Raw genomic sequence first — 17,921 nt, 5'->3', positions numbered from 1 at the left:
TGGGAAGAGAAAGCCAACGCGATCATCGCTGATCTACAAGCTAACCCAGCCAACATCGCTTCACGTAAAGCGTCACAAAATGCGCTAGAAGCATTCGGTGCCATGCTACCAGAATTCCTAGGCGGCTCTGCTGACCTAGCACCTTCTAACCTAACGATGTGGTCCGGTTCTAAGTCTGTATCTGCTGATGATGCCTCTGGTAACTACATTCACTACGGTGTGCGTGAATTCGGTATGACGGCTATCATGAACGGTATTGCGCTACACGGTGGTTTCGTACCATACGGTGCAACATTCCTAATGTTCATGGAATACGCGCGTAACGCAATGCGTATGGCTGCTCTGATGAAAGTTCAGAACATCCAAGTTTACACGCACGACTCTATCGGTCTAGGCGAAGATGGTCCAACTCACCAACCGGTGGAGCAAATGGCTTCTCTACGTCTAACGCCAAACATGAGCACATGGCGTCCATGTGACCAAGTTGAGTCAGCCGTTGCTTGGAAACTGGCAATCGAGCGCAAAGATGGCCCTACATCTCTTATCTTCTCTCGTCAAAACCTTGCACAACAAGAGCGTGACGCTGAGCAACTAGCCAACATCGCTAAAGGTGCTTACATCCTGAAAGAGTGTGCAGGTAAGCCAGAGCTTATCCTTATCGCAACAGGTTCTGAAGTAGAGCTAGCGGTAGAAGCAGCAGCACAGCTAACAGCAGAAGGTAAGAAAGTTCGCGTTGTTTCTATGCCATCAACCGATGCTTTCGATAAGCAAGATGCAGCATACCGCGAAGCAGTACTGCCATCAGACGTCACAGCACGTATCGCTATCGAAGCGGGTATTGCGGACTTCTGGTACAAGTATGTTGGTTTCGGTGGCAAGATCATCGGCATGACAACATTTGGTGAATCAGCGCCAGCTGACCAACTGTTCAAGATGTTTGGTTTCACTACTGAAAACGTAGTAAACACAGCAAAAGAATTGCTAGCGTAATCAACGCACTCTTCTAAGTGGAAGCCCTGCTCAAATGAGCAGGGCTTTTTTATTTCTCTTCAAATCGTTTGGCTAGTTGATAGAACTCACTGACCTGCCCTTTAAGCTGAAGTGCGTTTTCCTTGACGGAATGCGTTGCTGCGAGGTTCTGCTCTGCGGTAGAAGCAATCGACCATCGATTCCTTAACCGGCATAGCCAATCGCAGGCACCTTTACGATACCGCAAATACCTACATCGAGCTGGAACAGTATCATTACATCGCTGTTGTTATTGTCGATATAGACCACTTCAAGCTTTACAATGACACCTATGGTCATATCGAAGGCGATCGCGCCCTAGTTGAAGTGGCAAAGTGTCTGAGCGCGGTCGAGACACCCTATCAACATCTTGTTGCTCGCTACGGTGGCGAAGAGTTTTGCATCATCATGGCAAATGACATGCCCATCGATCTTGAGCCCTATGTAAGTCAATTAGTCGCTTCGGTTAACGCACTAAACATACCGCACCATACCTCGGCAACAGCAGAGTTCATCACCATCAGTGCTGGTGCTACAAGCGCCCATATTGATCATTACGACGAACTTTCAGCGATGATTCAAGCCGCAGATCGTGCCCTGTATCGGGTCAAGGAAACGGGACGAAACCATTATAGAATCGAGCCTAAACATGACACATCTCCCGTTTAGCGCTTTACTATGGGCAATTTCTCCTTACAATTGTCGCAAGTTTGAATTTCAAGGTTAATCCTATGTCTATCCAATGGTTTCCTGGGCACATGCACAAAGCCCGTAAAGAGATCGAAGAAGCAATTCCTCAAGTTGACGTCATCATCGAAGTGTTGGACGCTCGCATCCCTTTTAGTAGCGAGAACCCGATGATCTCCGAACTCCGTGGCGACAAGCCTGTCGTTAAGGTTCTCAACAAACGTGACTTGGCAGATCCTGAGTTAACTCAGTTGTGGATTGACCATTTTGAGAAAGAAAACAACGTTAAGGCGATGGCCATCACCACCAGCAACACTCAAGAAGTCACAAAGATCCTTGAGCTATGTCGTAAACTCGCACCTCATAGAGAAGAGATTGGCAAAAACATTCGCACCATGATCATGGGTATTCCGAATGTGGGTAAGTCAACCATCATTAACACGCTTGCGGGGCGTGCAGTTGCCGTTACAGGCAATCAACCAGCAGTGACTCGCCGCCAACAAAGGATCAATCTGCAAAACGGCATCGTTCTCTCTGATACACCGGGAATTCTATGGCCAAAAGTTGAGAATCCACATAGTGGTTTCCGCCTTGCCGCCACCGGCGCAGTTAAGGATACGGCGATGGAATATGATGAAGTTGCCTTCTATACGGTGGAATACTTAGCTAAGGCCTACCCTGAACGTCTTAAAGAACGCTACCAAATCGAAGAACTTCCGGACAGTGACATTGAACTGATGGAAGAGATCGGTCGCCGCCGAGGAGCATTACGTGCTGGCGGGCGAGTTGACCTACATAAATGTTCAGAAATCTTGCTTCACGAACTGCGTAACGGCACGTTAGGGCAAATCACCCTAGAATTACCTGAGATGATTACACAAGAGCTTATCGAAGTTGAAATCGAAGCGGCACATAAAGCAGAAATGAAAGCGAAGAAGAAAGAAGAACGTCGCAAACGGTATCTGAAAAACAAGCGCTAAGCGATTGTTATAGGGCAGCTTCTCCGCTGCCCTTTTTGTACTCCACTACCCGAGATTTCTGTTATATTATAACAAAAACCACACAGGAACATGATTGATGAAAATTCCTACCAACATCATTACAGGCTTTCTAGGCACTGGTAAAACAACAGCTATTCTCTCCCTGCTTAAAGAAAAGCCACAAAACGAGCAGTGGGCCGTTTTGGTCAACGAGTTTGGTGAAATAGGTATCGATGGTGCCATGATGACAGATCAAGGTGCGTTAATTAAAGAAGTTCCTGGTGGATGTATGTGCTGTGCTGCTGGGGTACCAATGTCTGTCGCGATAACCGCGCTACTGCGCACGAAACCCGATCGTTTAATTGTCGAGCCTACGGGTTTAGGCCATGCTCACAAGGTGCTGGCAACGTTAACATCTGCTCAATTCGCTGACTATATCGATCTGCGTGCAACAATAGGCTTAGTAGACCCGCGCAACTTATCGAACCCCAAATATACCGAGAATAGCAACTTTACCGATCAACTGGCCATTTCGGATATTATCATCGGTAACAAAGTTGACCAGTGCCATGTGAGCGATATTGATACCTTTAATGACTGGGTCACCGATCAAAATCCACCTAAAATCTACAGTCAGCTAGTCAAACAAGGACGCTTTCCTATTGAGCTACTTGATAGTCAACGCCGCAACAATGCTCCATCTTCTGAGCTAGCGCAGCATCATCATGAACACGCAGAGCAAGAACCTCAGTTTGCGTTGGCTCCCGATCAGCTCTACGTGCGTAAGGAAAACAAAGGTCAGGGCTATTTCAGCTGTGGCTGGCTATTTGGCGCGGAAGTTATTTTTGATTTTGATTTATTATTCTCGATGCTATCTGATCTCACAGCGGAACGCGTGAAAGGGGTATTAAATACCACGAACGGTTGCTACGCATTCAACGTAAGTAATGGCGTTGTGTCCGTTAATGAAATGTCACTACAAGGCTTTGAGAGCCGCATCGAGGTGATCGACAGCCAACTACTCCCTTGGGACCAGCTAGAGTCCGTCTTGAAAAGAATTGCCAACCTTGAACAGTAGGCCTCATTAAACGACAAAAGGCGCACCGTAAGTGCGCCCTATCCCTCGTTACTCAATCGTGAGTTTGCGAATCAGGAAGTCATAAGTTGCGACCTGATCAATGACGAGGCTTTCAAATATTTCGTTGAATCCATCCAAATTGTAGGTAAGGCGACAATTTCCTCCATGCGGGTCGGTTCAGATTGCCTTACACTTAAACTATGGTTCAAATCCCCAGTTTTGCAAGCTTCAGCAAGGCATTTATACGTCACTATTGTGAACTCGCTTCAGTATTTATTCATTTTCCATCCGTTCGCTTGTTGTCTTTTTATCAATTATGAAAATCAATATTTCAATCTTGTCGCTATAGTTAGTCTAAGACCGGCGTATAATTCGCACTATACCCCATCTATCCTCAAATTACGGAGCCCTCACGTCCATGACCAATAGAGAAAAATTGAAGCATTCCTTCCTTGCAAAAGTTCCTAAGGATGCAATTAATCAATTTCTCTCCAAGGACAAGACTCCGATTTCCGTGTTGTTTCTTTCACTCCTAGTTGGAGTGCTAGCTGGGCTCGTTGGCACCTATTTCGAAATTGCAGTTCACTTCGTATCAGAAACCCGTACAGAGTGGCTAAAAAGCGAGATTGGCAGCCTACTTCCATTGTGGTTAGCGGCATTTATCATTAGCGCGTCACTCGCTTTCATCGGCTATTTTTTAGTTCATCGATTCGCTCCAGAGGCTGCCGGTTCTGGTATCCCTGAAATCGAAGGGGCGATGGATGGAATTCGCCCTGTGCGCTGGTGGCGAGTGATCCCAGTAAAGTTCTTTGGTGGCATGGGTGCATTAGGCTCTGGTATGGTGCTGGGACGCGAAGGCCCAACGGTGCAAATGGGTGGAGCGATAGGTCGTATGGTGACCGACATTTTTAAAGTCGACAATGACGACACCAAACACTCTTTGCTGGCATCAGGTGCGGCCGGCGGCCTAGCGGCTGCTTTTAACGCGCCTCTTGCGGGGATTATGTTCGTTGTTGAAGAGATGCGTCCGCAGTTTCGTTACTCGCTAATCTCTATTCGAGCGGTGATTATTTCCGCCATTTCCGCCAACATTGTGTTCCGCTATATCAATGGTCAAGATGCAGTCATCACCATGCCCCAATATCAAGCGCCAGATCTCGCGACCTTGTGGCTCTTTCTCCTTCTTGGTGCCCTGTTTGGCATGTTTGGGGTTGTGTTTAACCAACTGGTGACTTTGTCACAGGATCTGTTCGTTAAACTGCATAGAAATGACCGTAAACGTTACTTGATCACAGGCTCACTTATTGGTGGTTGCTTTGGCATTATGCTGCTTTACTTCCCTGAAGTGACGGGGGGTGGTATAAGCCTTATTCCCAATATTACTAATGGCGGCTACAGCGCGTCGATACTATTGCTGATGTTCGTCGCACGTATCGCTACAACCATGATCTGTTTTGGTTCAGGGGCACCAGGTGGCATTTTTGCGCCAATGCTGGCACTTGGGACGCTGTTTGGATACGCTTTCGGTCTCATTGCACAAGGACTATTTCCAGAGTTACCGATTACACCCGGTATGTTTGCAATCGCGGGTATGGGAGCCCTATTTGCTGCGACGGTTCGGGCTCCTATCACCGGCATTTTGTTGGTAATAGAAATGACCAACAACTACTACCTAATCCTGCCATTAATCATCACCAGCTTGGGGGCCGTTATTTTTGCTCAAATGCTAGGTGGACAACCGATCTACAACCAACTGCTGCATCGAACTCTTAAAAATGAGAAGTTAAGACAGAAAGATCTCCCGACAAATGCGCAATGAGATTTGCCTCGCAACCGTTTGGCTTGCTATTATCGCCGCAGATTAAAGCAAGGCAAAGGAGTGTCTCAGTCAAAAGATAGCTTTGCTTATCACGCCGATTTAGCAGCATATAGGATGAATCTTTTTGAACTGGCGACGTTTTACTCAATTCCAGAGTGTCCCTCCGTCTCAAGCCGCTTTGGCTCTCGGTATGATCGGTCTTGGTCATGCTTGGGCACTCTACATTCCAGAAATCGGTGAGCTAATACGCCCTTACCTTGCAGGTTTTGGGGCACTATTGCTTTTTCCGGTTTTGGTAAAATATCTCACCAGTTACTCCACTTTTATTAATGACATTCGTCACCCGTTGAGTGGCAGTCTTATGGCTCCAATGAGCATGGCACTGTTGATTTTGTGTGATTATCTCGCCCTTATTTCGCCGGTGATCGCTTACCCAATTTGGTTTGTAGCCCTACTATTGCATCTGACAATGATGACCTTGTTCTTCACTTTTCAGTTGTTGAACTTCAAAATGTCCAACATCGTACCAAGCTGGTTTCTCTATCCAGTTGGCCTTATCAGTAGTTCGTTAGCTGGCACTCAATTTGGTCACAACGTTTTTTCTGAATCACTGGTTATGGTTTGCATCGGCATTTACTTCTTTATGCTGCCGTTGGTTCTCTATCGTCTCGTTTTTGAAGGAATGTTGCCTAAGCGTGCCAAACCAACACTTGCCATAATGGCGGCACCCATCAACCTTACATTAGCGTCTTACCTAGTTAACTTTCCTCATCCAGATCCGATTTTGACAGGTGCACTGGCGGGAATCGCTATTACTATGACGCTACTGATTTATCTCTGTTACATACGCTTGATGCGTCTCAAGTTTCAGCCTTCCATCGCAGCAGTCACCTTCCCTTCCGTGATTAGTGCGATTGCTATGCACCGTCTCACCTCTTTCTTTGGTGAAAACTATCCTCACTGGTACTGGTTACATCGATTTGGTCTATTTGAACTTTCCGTCGCCACCGGATTGGTGGTCTGGGTAACGGTTGGTTATTTCAAAATGTATTGGCCGGAAATCTTGTCTGACAATAGATAGATTTTTCAAAATAACACACAATGGACGGTATTATTTTATCGCCCTAAGATGGCTAAAGCCTATATAGGAAGAGCAGCTATAAATATAGGCAATATTTATCTCTGTAGCCAACACTACAAATATTAAATACCGCACTCGCATAACTTCATCATTTGATACATATATCCTTTGTCAGCTGGCGTTGTCTCGCAATAAAAAGGATATTCAAAAATGAATACATTACACAACCAATCGGCCTTGCCACAATTTATTCACGACAAGCTTAATCATCATATTGAAGATCTTATCAATCAAAATGATAATTCGCGGCATCTTGTTCTCGGTTTAACACCTAAACAAGATGATATTGTTCTTCAGAGCAATGATTATCTTGACCTTGCTAATCATGATCTGATTGTTAAACAACATATCAATGCGATAGCAAGTTGCCAAACCAGCCCGTTAATGTCTGGAATATTCCTACAGAGCGAAGAGCGTAAACCGAGTCTTGAGCATCAGTTAGCGAGCTTCACTGGGTTTCAATCGTGTTTACTTTCTCAATCTGGTTGGGAAGCGAACATCGCTCTACTGCAAACAATTTGTCACCAACACACAAAGGTTTACGTCGACTTTTTTGCTCATATGTCATTATGGGAGGGAGCAAGAATTGCTGGGTGCGATGTCCACCCATTTATGCACAACAACGTCCGTCATCTTGAAAAACTACTTAAACGGCATGGCGCAGGTGTTGTTGTCATTGATTCGATATACAGCACTATCGGTACCATTGCCCCAATCAGCGATATGATATCCATCGCTAAGGAATATGGCTGTGCGATTGTTGTCGATGAGTCTCACTCGCTTGGTCTTTTTGGCGCACAAGGAGCCGGTCTACTTCACCAACTTGGTCTTACTCATTTGGTTGATTTTATGACCGCAAGTCTCGCCAAAACATTCGCTTATCGTGCTGGTGCTATATGGTGTAATAATCAGGCAAATCAGTGTATCCCATTCGTTGCTTACCCTGCTATTTTTAGCTCTGCACTTTTACCCTACGAAGTTGAACGGCTTGATATGACCTTACAAGTTATAAAAGCGAGTGATGAGCGACGTCGTCGATTAGAGGAGATCAGTCATTATTTAAAACATGAACTGGTTAAAAAGAACATTACCATTCGTAGCCATTCTCAAATTATTTCACTTGAAACTGGTGACGAACGAAATACAGAAAAAGTGCGCAATTTTTTAGAACATCATGGTCTATTTGGTGCCGTATTTTGTCGGCCGGCAACAGCAAGAAATAAAAACTTGATTAGATTCTCTCTAAACAGTTCTCTTAGCGAAAAGCAACTCGATAAAATTATTTACGTATGCTCCAAAGCAGCTGAGCAATCAGACATGTATATTCTTTAATCTTCAGGCCCTTTATAGGGCCTGAATTAAATCCAATTGGCAATCTTATCGAGAAGTTTATCTGTTGCCGCCGGTTTAATAATGTAGTCATTCATACCCGCCTTGTGAATTTGAGCAATGACGCTTTCACTCGAATTACCGGTATGCGCCAATATCGGAATGGAAGCATAGCGCTGCTGCGAAGCGCGGATAGCACTGGTCGTTTGCAGTCCATTCAATTGCGGCATTTCGAGATCCATGATGATTAAATCGACATCTTTTTGCTGCAGTTCATCAAGTACCTGCTGGCCATTACTCGCTTGGAGAACAGTGAAGCCCTGCTGCTCGAGTAATACCGATGTATAAAATCGTAGCGACTGGTTATCATCGGCCACAACAATGGTTTTGCCACAATCAAACGATTTTCGTGGCAAGACGTTTCTGTTCGGCTCTATGTCCTCGAAGAATAGCTCATCAATAATGTTACTTGCACTAAGCATCATCCTATGTTTTTCAATAGGATAAACGACTAAGTGACGCTCAATATCATTATGATACTGACTATTTTGATCATATAAGAAGACTATCCGTCCTTCTGTAAAATGCAGCTTACTCTCCAACTCTATCAAAGAGAGTGGTTTATCAACCGCACTGTCCAAGTCGACTAGGATCAAATCGAATTCGAACTCGTACTCTTCTTTTTTACTCGCTGCATCTAAGTCCAGTATTTTAAGCCGGAAATCTTTGTAGAACGCCTCTTGGTTAATTTGTCGCATCAATGCATTTTGCTGACCAATATATAGCACCGATTTTGACTTCATCAGATCCTGTTTGATTTGCTTAACTTCAGAGGAATCATACTTAGGGAACATCAAGGTGAATTCAGTCCACTCTCCAAGTTTAGAGCAGCATGACACATTGCCACCAAGCGCTTTCATCACTTTGCGGCAAAATGGTAGGCCTAATCCATAGCTGCCTGTTTTGCCAAAGGTATAGAAGTCGTTGAAAATATGCTCAATAACTTGGGGAGCGATGCCCACTCCGTTATCGGTAAAGGTCAGTTCGTTGTGCCATTCATAACTTCTAAGTTCGATAACGATTTCAAACTGGTTGTTGTTTTGATAATAGAACGCGTTTTTCAACAAGTTGTACAATGCGTATTTTATTAATGCATCACTACCAAAAAATTCAAAATCGATGCCTTCAGCTAACACTACCGCTTTCTTATCTTTTAGACTCTTGTAGGCAAAGCTGTCTAACGCATTTTCAGTGATTGCTCTTATCGAGTGCTTTTTAAATGTCGTGCGTGAAACGCGATTCTCATCAATCGAGGTAAGCAACAAGTCGATGGTCTCATTCCCGGTTCTAATCACTTCGTCGGCATCGCTAATCACATCGCGTGCTAGCGCCAACTCCTGTGAAGACAACTTGTAACCTGATTGACGGCTTATGCTCTCATCGGGCAGCAGGGAATTAAGTACATCAAGAGAGGCTTTCAGTGCACTAAGCGGATTACGCATCTCATGAGCCATTCCTGCACCGAAAGACTTCGCCAGTGACACTTTACTTTCATGTTCCACCTGATTCCTGAAATAAAACAGGTTTCCGAACACATAGGTAAAAAGGAATATTGGCATATATGCCCATACGACTTCTTGCTGTACGTATTCGGTATCTAAGCCGTACGCGGTAAGATAGGCAAGCACGATAGCAACTGTCGCCTGTACCAGCATCAAGCTCGTTTGGTGAACAAGCAGCACGTGAAGGAAAATAGACGCCATGAATGACATTGCCCAAACTGTCGACCAATGATTCATGAACATCATGTAGCTAAAAAAGTAGGGCAAACATATCCCCATGGCAAAAAAATAGTAATGCGGTAGATAGCGTTCAAGGTACTTAGGGACATAATTGCGTAGCGCTAAAACTGCAAACAATGCTGAACACGCCAATCGCATTGACAATGATTCGTATGGTTGTGGGAACAAGTAGCTCCATACATAATAGTATGTCGGAAACCCAAGCAAGCCCATCCAACCAACTAACGTTAGATTGGGTTCTGCATATTGGTAAACTTTACGAACCGATTCCGATATCGAGACCATTGTTAACCTTAACGTCACCTAACCACACAATAAGACAAAAGTTTATAATTGTTCTACCTAACTAATTCTTAGCACACATAACGACAGCGAACCAATTAACGCTGCAACAGATCTGGCGTTATGTGACCACGAGTCTGATTGTGCTGCCGACACGACTTGCATGCACATCAATTCTTTGCGCTATCTGCTCTTTTAACTCACTGACGTGAGAGATTAGACCAATCATTCGCCCTGCTTGCTGTAAATCAACCAGAGTCTGAATAGCCAGATCCAATGACTCTGGATCTAGGCTGCCAAAACCTTCATCGATAAACAACGTATCAAGACGAATACCACCACTGTATGACTGAACGACATCTGATAGCCCAAGAGCCAACGCCAACGCTGCCATAAAAGATTCACCACCAGATAAAGTCGCCACATCACGGCTTTTTCCGGTATAGCCATCCTCTACACTCAAATCGAGTCCTCGCCCTGCCGAACCTTTAAAGCCATCCATCTTTCGCACTAGGTGGTAACGACCTTTACTCATGATGCTTAATCGCTGTGACGCTTGAATCAACACATCATCAAGCAATACACCTAGCACAAAGCGGTGTAAGCTTACTCGGCTGCCTGTTTTACCGCTGGCGACATCGTAAAGTGTTCCGTAAACTCGGTATTCAGCTTCCAGTTGTCTATTTTTTTCATGCAGAATCGCAATGTCTTGCTGTACTTTTTCGACCCTTTGAAACAAAGAACGGACGGCGTCTAACGCTGCTTTCACCTGCTGATACTCTTGCTCAACCTGTGATAATTGAGACTTTTTACTATCTAAATCAGGCTTCTCACCGTTCGTCAGGTGTTGTTCTAGGTCAGCGACGGTTTGTTGCAACTTCACCGTTGTTTCTTGATACTCATTCGCCGTCTTTTGCCACAATACGATTTGAGGTTCTTCTGCTCGACTTTGCAAAAAGATGTGTTCAGATTCGAAGCCCGAACGCTCTAGCTCTGAATTCCATATCTGTTCGCACTGATCGCGTTTTTGCTGCGCTTCATGACATAGCTGGTTATTGGTTGCCAACTGGCTTTGTAGGTTTGTCACTTGTAAAGTGAGCTGCTCGTTCGTCTGTTTGGCTCTTTCTAACGCCTGCTTAAGCTGTTCGATAGTCGCTTGATTACTTACATACTGCTGTTCCACTGCCTCTACAGAGGGGTAATTGGCATCGATCGCCGATGCAACTTTGTCAAGCTGCTGATGTTGTACCTTGAGGGCTGATTCGTTTGCCGCGATTTCCGCTTTGAGTTGGTTGATTTTCTCATCACCGTTGGCACAACGCTGATTGAGTTCAACCACATCCTGTTCCATCTTCGCTAAATCAATGGTCGATAACGCCTCGACTCTCTGCCTGATCTGAACTAATTGATCCTCTAACTGAACAACATCTGCTGTGACATTATCTTGTAACTGACTCGCCGCTTCATTTAACTGTCGTTGTTGCAGTTCTAGCGTATTGTTATGCTGGCTGTACGCGTTATTGACAAGGTTGAACTGCTCTAACGCATGGCGCTCTTGCTGTCGCGCACTCTGAACTTGTTCCTTGGTGACGCTTTCGCTGCTTAATTTGGCGGGTTGAGGATGCTGGCAACTACCACAGACTGGGCAAGGCTGATCCTGTTCCAGTTTCTGCGCAAGAATCGATGCCTGTGCGTTGTGCCACCCAAGCTCCAATTGGTCGGCATAGTTCCGCCTTTCCTCATAGGTAGTTTTTGCTGCCGCCAATGATTTTTCGTGCTCACCTGACAAACCGAGTAGACGATCGAGTTCAATCTTGATCGCATGGTATTTCTTCAAGTCTGTTAACAGATGCTGGTGGCTCAACATCTTGTTTTCTAGCGTTGCCTTCTCACTGATGTCCTGACGAGCCTGTTGCAAAGAATTAGCAGCGATATCGGATTCTTTAACCAACTTATCTTTCAGTCCGAGGTACTGGACCTGCTTTCTTGCTAACTCGTCACGCATTGCGATGAGTGAACTCACTTGCTGCTCTAACAGCTGCTTTTCTGCAAGTTTTATCTTTGCTTGTTCAAGCTGAAATTGGCATTCATTCAGTTTGGTAATCTGATCGGCGTTTGTTTGTGCTAGCTCTAGCTCCATTTGGCTTTTGCTATGAGCCAGTCGGGCATCTTCTATCTGTCCGTTTAACGTGGCAATACTGCTCGCGAAATCGTCGATCTGTTTCTTAATGGACGCAAGATTTGCATATGGCACCTCAAGCTTAGTGGCAATGTGAGCTGCGTGAAGCTTAGTGTTAATCTCTTCTATCTGATTACTATTGGCACGGTGATTCGCCAACGCGTTACGACTAATTTCCAGCTTGATGAATTGATCATGAATCGCCTGAGCTCGAAGGAGTTCACTTTTGACGAGGTTAAGCTTTTCATGCGCGCTATGTTCTAGGGCTTTCGCAGATTCTAGCTCAGCCCCCAAGGCTAGCTCACGTGCTGCCAACTCTTGCTCGGTAGTGACTTCGGCGACCTGTAAAGCGCCGCGAATTTGGTTATCAAATTCATCTTTCGCTTTACTAATAGCACTCGCTTTGTCTTTAAGGGCAAATTCAATCTTCTTATAGACATCTGTTTGAAACAGTTGCCCAAAGATTGCCTCACGATCTTTCGAACTGGCGAGCAGCAATTCACGAAACTTACCCTGAGGTAACACCATCACTTGGCGAAACTGAGTTTCATTTAGCCCGAGTAAGCTTGTTATCTCTGCTTTTACTTGTACCGTCTTACTGGTAATGAGTTGCTCACCATGGGTGATCTCATAAAGCGACGCGGTATGTTTGCGGGTTGTCGTTCCTTCTCCGCGCGCTTTAGGTGCTTCTTGCTCTGGCGAGCGAGTAACGCGGTAATGACGATCATTTAGTGTAAACTCCAACGTAATTTCCGTCGGCAGTTCCTCTTTGGCTTGGTCACAACGCATCTGGATACCCTGACGCTCGTTACCCGTTGTTTCTCCATACAAAGCGAAACAGATAGCGTCGAGAATCGATGTCTTACCCGAGCCCGTAGGACCGTTGATAAGAAACAGAGGGTTACTTCCTAACTTAGTAAAATCGACAATTTCGCGCTCAGCAAAAGGCCCGAATGCTTGCATGGTAAGTTGAGTCGGTTTCATCGTATACCCTTAGTGCTGGTTTAGCTGTTTGACGATATCTGTGATCGCTTGATCTTGCTCTGGTGTCAGTTCGCTATCCTGAGCTTCAATGAAGAAATCTCGAAACATATCCACCTCGCTTCGAGCAAGTTTGGCTGCAGCCATTTGCTGCTCAACACCGATCAACATCCCCGGTTTCTCTAAATGCAGCACGTTGGGATACACGGCTCTTAATTTTTCCATAGGGTTGAGAATGGCGTGCTTGTCCATTAAACGAACCAGCAGATAGTCGTTAGACTGCGGATCGGTTTTCGCTCCAGATATGATGGCATCAAGCTCGCCTTCGATGATTCTCATTTGATGAGGCGCAACAAGATCAATATGGGTTGCTGACTTGAAACCATTGAGATCGAACTCCACCAATGTCATGCCTTTTTTCTGATGTTGCTCAGAGAAGCTGTACTTCATTAAAGAGCCGGAATAGCGGATAAACTCCTCGCCCTTGTACTGAGGCTGATGGAGATGGCCTAGTGCCACATAGTCAAAATCGACAAAATGCAGATGGCTGACCCGATCAGAACCACCGATAGATAGTGGGCGTTCTGACTCAGACCCAATGGCACCATCAACAAAACAGTGACTGATTAGAATGTTCTTAGAACTTGGCTCGACGCGCTGCTTAATCTGCTCACAAAGTAGTGCGTGCGCCTGATCGTAAGTCGATACCGCCTGACCGAAATGGTGACGAACCTGTTCAGGATCACTGTAAGGCATGCCATAAAATGACACACGACCAATGTCAGTCTCTAATTCAACAGGTTGCAACATATCCTTAAAGCTCGACAGAATGTGTAAACCCGAGCTTTTCATCTGTTCAGCGCCAAATCCTAGTCGCTCTGCGCCATCATGGTTTCCCGAGATCATAATGATAGGAAGCTGTAATTCTCCACACACTTTTGTCACAAATTGATTGAGCACTTCTATGGCTGCTGTCGGTGGTACGGAACGATCGTAAATATCTCCCGCGATGACCAAGGCATCAACAGAATGAGTCTCGATATACTCAATAATTTGCTGAAGTACGACTTTTTGATCGTCTAAAAGTGAGACGTTGTGAAACTGGCGGCCAAGATGCCAATCAGAGGTGTGGAGGAATTTCATACAAGCCCAGCGTTGTTCTTATCGTTAGGCCAATATAATAATATTAATGCTAGTGAAAGTCGCACCTTTAGTGCGACTTTTGCTGATATATAAGGGAGTTAAGCGCGCTTTTTACAATGCTCGATAGCATTGCTCAGCAGCTCAAGTGCGCTCTGATTACATTCAGGTAGTGCCGCGTTACTTTCTCCTACAGGGGTTACCCGCTCACCCCACCGAATATGGCAAGCACCCCAAGTGAGGCCAGCACCGAATGCAGCCAATAGTAGGTTATCTCCTGGCTTAACGAAGCCTTGTTCTAGGGATTCACATAACGCGATTGGTACCGTCGCCGCTGACGTATTGCCATAGTTGTGAATATTAACGAACGCTTTATCTTGGCTGATTGCAGAGAGATCACATAAGGTTTGGATAATGCGAATGTTTGCCTGATGCGGGATGACCACATCAATGTCGTCAGTGGATAAACCACTACGCGCCAATACGTTTTGCGCTGCGGCACCCATACCTTTTACAGCTCGTTTAAAGATCTCTTTACCTACAAAGTTGAAATCCCAATAGCCATTGTCGGCAGCAAAACGATCCATTGATGTGCCAAATTTAGGAACAGAAAGAATGTCACGTCCAGCAGAGTCACAGCCTAGTTGTGCCTGCTGTAAGCCCACTTGCTCTTCTGTACGAGTTAACACAACTGCGCCCGCGCCATCACCAAACAGCACGGCAGTATCACGCATTGTCCAGTCAATAAAGAATGACAAACGTTCAGCACCAACCACTATCGCATTTTGATAATTACCCGCCTGCATCAGACGTGTTGCTGTTTCTAAACCATAGACAAATCCCGTACACGCAGCATTAAGATCAAACGCAGTCGCGGCTTTAATGCCAAGATTCTGAGCGACTTTAGAGGCAATATTCGGAATGAGTGAGTCTGGTGAACAGGTGGCAATAATGATGAGGTCAATCTCATCAGCACTTTTACCCGCGCAAGCCAACGCATGCTTTGCGGCAACGGTGGCCATGTCAGAGGTGTTGACGTGACTGATACGGCGGTTTTCAATACCAGTTCTGGTTCTAATCCATTCATCTGATGTATCAAGAAAAGTGCTTAAATCCGCATTAGAGAGCGTAGCTGGTGGTAGGCATTTCCCCCAACCAGTAATTTCTGCATAGAAATTTTTCATTAAGAGCCTTTGAATTTGTTATTTGTATCACTCGATTGTTTCAGAGTATAACTATCGATGACATTGACTGTCATCTTATAGAAAAAATAACGAGAGAAAAACTATGTCTACCTTTAATACACGATGCCCATCTTGCTCAGGTATCAATCGGGTGCCAACCGAACGTATTGCCGAATCTCCAGTTTGTGGGAAATGCCAAACACCCCTACTCGATGGGGCACCTATTGAAGGAACCGATTTAAACTTCACTGCAATTTTAAACAGTGACGTACCCGTGGTGGTCGATTTTTGGGCACCATGGTGTAACCCATGTGTCGGATTTGCTCCCGTATTTGCAGACGAAGCCAGTGAGCGAGCAAATAATGTTCGATTTGTAAAAGTCGATACTGAAAGCCAGCCAAACCTCGCAGCAATGTATCAAATTAGAAGCATTCCAACCGTAATGGTATTTAAAAACGGCAAAAGAGTCGACATGGTGAATGGCGCCTTACCCAAGAGTCAGTTTAATCAATGGCTTAGCCAAGCCATTTTAAAATAACCAACCATCAAAATCCTCAATTACAGCGGTTAAAAATGCATATTTTGGCCGCTTTTCTTTGCAATTATTCAGCCCCATTATTGATAATGGTTTTTTATCGTTAAGATTAAAACCTTTCGCTTTACCTTCACCAACTTTAGTCCGATAGTCGCGCCAAATCCTGTTCATATTTAATCAGTACTTTGAGGCCACGACATTGGAAAATACCCTAGCCCCTGCTCCTAAAGCTCGCATTTCAGTGCCTGTCATTGCGCTTGCTCTATATGCAGTCGCTTCAGGCTATTTAATGAGCCTAATTCCTTTAATGTTGCCTGAATATGGACTCAAAGGTTCTCTAGCAAGTTGGTTGGCAAGCGTGTTCTACGCTGGCCTACTGATCGGCGCTATTGGTGTTGAACCTTTAGTCAAGAAAGTCGGTCATCGCTCAGCGTTCGTTTGGTGCTTAGTGGCATTTATCATCACCATCATGATGCTGCCTTTGTTACCCAACGCCACCGCGTGGATCATCGCCCGTTTTGTCGCTGGTATGGCCGTTGCGGGCGTATTTGTCATCGTCGAGTCGTGGCTGCTACATGGTGATGAAAAAGCCCGAACTAAACGTCTTGGTTTGTACATGGCATCATTGTATGGCGGTAGTGCGCTAGGACAACTTGGCATTGGCGCCATTGGCATTTCCGGCGGTGTCCCTTTTATCACTATAGTGACATTGCTCATTGTCGCCGTAGTGGTATTGCTATTCGGTGAAAGTGACCAGCCAGAAAGCGCGCACAGTACTCCGTTATCTCTAAAACAGATTGGAAAACTCAATCACGCTGCGATGATTGGTTGCGCGGTATCCGGACTGACCCTCGGTGCCATCTATGGTCTTATGCCTATCGAGTTGCAGACTCGCGGTATTCAAAATAGTGATATTGGTGGCCTGATGGCGATCATTATCCTTGGCGGAATGGCAGTTCAACCTATCGTGCCATGGCTATCTAAATTCTTAGGTCGCACGTTGTTGATGGCGCTGTTTTGCATGTTAGGTGTGGCAGCAATTACATTCACAACCATGGTTGATGGCCTGCAAGCTTTAGGCGCTGGCTTGTTTTTATTAGGGATGGCTACATTCGCACTCTACCCTGTCGCAATCAACTTAGGATGCGACAAGTTAGACGCTAACTACATAGTGTCTGCAACTCAAGTTATGCTCTTTAGCTATAGCATTGGCTCTGTTGCAGGCCCTGTTGCCGCTGACTGGTTTATGGCTGGTACACAAGGCTTAATGGGCTACTTATTCGCGGCTCTATTGGCAACGTGTTTGTATATGTTGATTGCCAGTATCCGCACAAAACGTCAAGCAGTCGCTGGCGAATAACCACCGCAAAAAGGACACGAGTTGTGTCCTTTTCTTTATCTATTGAGTCTCTGAAATCGATTGGAAGCATTAGGCTCAGGCTTGTCAGGTACCGCTTTGCGTTCGTGAAGTAGGTGACGAATTGATAGCAATGGATGAGGCAACAACATTCTTGGCCCTGCATATCGCATCACAAGTTTCATCTGTTGCTTCGGTTCAGGTTTGTAGCAATGAATCGGACATCGATTACAAGTAGGTTTCGCCTCACCATACGGGCAACGATCTAACTTAGTTTCGGCGTAATCACGCAGTGCCTGACACTCGACACAGAGTACCCCGTTTGTCTTGTGATGATCACGACAGTAAATGGCGATCATGGCACAAACTGTTTTGAACTCGGTAAATAACTCGCCCTGCAAAATGCTCGATATGGCCAT

The 17,921-nt window shown here is 45.3% G+C and carries 15 protein-coding genes; 9 read left to right on the top strand and 6 right to left on the bottom strand.

The features are described 5' to 3' along the window. The 7 genes from QTN95_RS17590 to cqsA all read left to right on the top strand — a co-directional run. Nucleotides 1-990, top strand: a 990-nt coding sequence (locus QTN95_RS17590) for a transketolase-like TK C-terminal-containing protein (protein WP_331418393.1), incomplete at its 5' end; no start/stop codon positions are given. Between the two features lie 174 nt (nucleotides 991-1,164). Continuing rightward, nucleotides 1,165-1,677 carry a GGDEF domain-containing protein gene (locus QTN95_RS17585; RefSeq protein WP_331418394.1) on the top strand — a complete coding sequence of 171 codons (513 nt, stop codon included), beginning with the start codon at nucleotides 1,165-1,167 and terminating at the stop codon, nucleotides 1,675-1,677. A gap of 62 nt (nucleotides 1,678-1,739) precedes the next feature. After that, on the top strand, nucleotides 1,740-2,675 hold the full coding sequence (gene ylqF / locus QTN95_RS17580) for a ribosome biogenesis GTPase YlqF (RefSeq protein WP_138970686.1): 936 nt from the start codon (nucleotides 1,740-1,742) through the stop codon (nucleotides 2,673-2,675). A 97-nt stretch (nucleotides 2,676-2,772) separates the two neighbouring features. Continuing rightward, on the top strand, nucleotides 2,773-3,753 hold the full coding sequence (locus QTN95_RS17575; RefSeq protein ID WP_331418392.1) for a CobW family GTP-binding protein: 981 nt from the start codon (nucleotides 2,773-2,775) through the stop codon (nucleotides 3,751-3,753). Nucleotides 3,754-4,171: 418 nt separating this feature from the next. After that, a complete protein-coding gene (clcA, locus tag QTN95_RS17570) occupies nucleotides 4,172-5,572 on the top strand; it encodes a H(+)/Cl(-) exchange transporter ClcA (RefSeq protein WP_331418391.1) in 1,401 nt (466 codons plus the stop codon). Nucleotides 5,573-5,696: 124 nt separating this feature from the next. After that, a complete protein-coding gene (locus QTN95_RS17565; protein ID WP_331418390.1) occupies nucleotides 5,697-6,653 on the top strand; it encodes a TDT family transporter in 957 nt (318 codons plus the stop codon). Between the two features lie 210 nt (nucleotides 6,654-6,863). Beyond that, nucleotides 6,864-8,045, top strand: a complete 1,182-nt coding sequence (gene cqsA, locus QTN95_RS17560) for an alpha-hydroxyketone-type quorum-sensing autoinducer synthase (RefSeq protein ID WP_331418389.1) — start codon at nucleotides 6,864-6,866, stop codon at nucleotides 8,043-8,045. 26 nt (nucleotides 8,046-8,071) lie between these two features. Here the strand turns inward: cqsA and QTN95_RS17555 are convergent, their stop codons facing one another. The 4 genes from QTN95_RS17555 to QTN95_RS17540 form a co-directional block, all read right to left on the bottom strand. Continuing rightward, the gene (locus tag QTN95_RS17555) at nucleotides 8,072-10,129 is read right to left on the bottom strand and encodes a hybrid sensor histidine kinase/response regulator (protein ID WP_331418388.1); all 2,058 of its coding nucleotides are present in this window, start codon (nucleotides 10,127-10,129) and stop codon (nucleotides 8,072-8,074) included. A gap of 118 nt (nucleotides 10,130-10,247) precedes the next feature. Continuing rightward, nucleotides 10,248-13,289, bottom strand: a complete 3,042-nt coding sequence (locus QTN95_RS17550) for an SMC family ATPase (protein ID WP_331418387.1) — start codon at nucleotides 13,287-13,289, stop codon at nucleotides 10,248-10,250. A gap of 9 nt (nucleotides 13,290-13,298) precedes the next feature. Then, on the bottom strand, nucleotides 13,299-14,429 hold the full coding sequence (locus QTN95_RS17545) for an exonuclease SbcCD subunit D (RefSeq protein WP_331418386.1): 1,131 nt from the start codon (nucleotides 14,427-14,429) through the stop codon (nucleotides 13,299-13,301). 98 nt (nucleotides 14,430-14,527) lie between these two features. Beyond that, nucleotides 14,528-15,610 carry a ketoacyl-ACP synthase III gene (locus QTN95_RS17540; protein WP_331418385.1) on the bottom strand — a complete coding sequence of 361 codons (1,083 nt, stop codon included), beginning with the start codon at nucleotides 15,608-15,610 and terminating at the stop codon, nucleotides 14,528-14,530. A gap of 103 nt (nucleotides 15,611-15,713) precedes the next feature. Between QTN95_RS17540 and trxC the strand changes: the two genes are divergently transcribed. Then, nucleotides 15,714-16,148: a thioredoxin TrxC gene (gene trxC, locus QTN95_RS17535; protein WP_331418384.1), complete on the top strand. Its 435-nt coding sequence runs from the start codon at nucleotides 15,714-15,716 to the stop codon at nucleotides 16,146-16,148. Here trxC and QTN95_RS17530 read toward each other — a convergent pair. Then, nucleotides 16,140-16,316 carry a hypothetical protein gene (locus QTN95_RS17530; protein WP_331418383.1) on the bottom strand — a complete coding sequence of 59 codons (177 nt, stop codon included), beginning with the start codon at nucleotides 16,314-16,316 and terminating at the stop codon, nucleotides 16,140-16,142. The genes trxC and QTN95_RS17530 overlap by 9 nt on opposite strands. Before the next feature lie 28 nt (nucleotides 16,317-16,344). On the opposite strand from QTN95_RS17530, the gene QTN95_RS17525 reads away from it, so the two are divergent. Continuing rightward, entirely contained in the window at nucleotides 16,345-17,505 is a 1,161-nt protein-coding gene (locus QTN95_RS17525; protein WP_331418382.1) for an MFS transporter, read from the top strand. Between the two features lie 35 nt (nucleotides 17,506-17,540). Here the strand turns inward: QTN95_RS17525 and QTN95_RS17520 are convergent, their stop codons facing one another. Continuing rightward, nucleotides 17,541-17,921 (bottom strand): nitrous oxide-stimulated promoter family protein, encoded by a 381-nt coding sequence (locus tag QTN95_RS17520; RefSeq protein ID WP_331418381.1) that lies wholly within the window; start codon nucleotides 17,919-17,921, stop codon nucleotides 17,541-17,543.

The organism is Vibrio sp. M260112 (assembly GCF_036533775.1).
Taxonomy (GTDB): domain Bacteria; phylum Pseudomonadota; class Gammaproteobacteria; order Enterobacterales; family Vibrionaceae; genus Vibrio.
This window is presented reverse-complemented; position numbering and strand designations above follow the sequence as displayed.

Excerpts from the sequence above, each read along its gene's own strand:
- ylqF (WP_138970686.1), top strand. The coding sequence starts at position 1,740 with ATGTCTATCCAATGGTTTCCTGGGCACATGCACAAAGCCCGTAAAGAG.
- clcA (WP_331418391.1), top strand. The coding sequence starts at position 4,172 with ATGACCAATAGAGAAAAATTGAAGCATTCCTTCCTTGCAAAAGTTCCT.
- QTN95_RS17575 (WP_331418392.1), top strand. The coding sequence starts at position 2,773 with ATGAAAATTCCTACCAACATCATTACAGGCTTTCTAGGCACTGGTAAA.
- QTN95_RS17555 (WP_331418388.1), bottom strand. The coding sequence starts at position 10,129 with ATGGTCTCGATATCGGAATCGGTTCGTAAAGTTTACCAATATGCAGAA.
- QTN95_RS17545 (WP_331418386.1), bottom strand. The coding sequence starts at position 14,429 with ATGAAATTCCTCCACACCTCTGATTGGCATCTTGGCCGCCAGTTTCAC.
- cqsA (WP_331418389.1), top strand. The coding sequence starts at position 6,864 with ATGAATACATTACACAACCAATCGGCCTTGCCACAATTTATTCACGAC.
- QTN95_RS17540 (WP_331418385.1), bottom strand. The coding sequence starts at position 15,610 with ATGAAAAATTTCTATGCAGAAATTACTGGTTGGGGGAAATGCCTACCA.
- QTN95_RS17550 (WP_331418387.1), bottom strand. The coding sequence starts at position 13,289 with ATGAAACCGACTCAACTTACCATGCAAGCATTCGGGCCTTTTGCTGAG.
- QTN95_RS17520 (WP_331418381.1), bottom strand. The coding sequence starts at position 17,921 with ATGGCCATATCGAGCATTTTGCAGGGCGAGTTATTTACCGAGTTCAAA.
- QTN95_RS17530 (WP_331418383.1), bottom strand. The coding sequence starts at position 16,316 with ATGAACAGGATTTGGCGCGACTATCGGACTAAAGTTGGTGAAGGTAAA.
- trxC (WP_331418384.1), top strand. The coding sequence starts at position 15,714 with ATGTCTACCTTTAATACACGATGCCCATCTTGCTCAGGTATCAATCGG.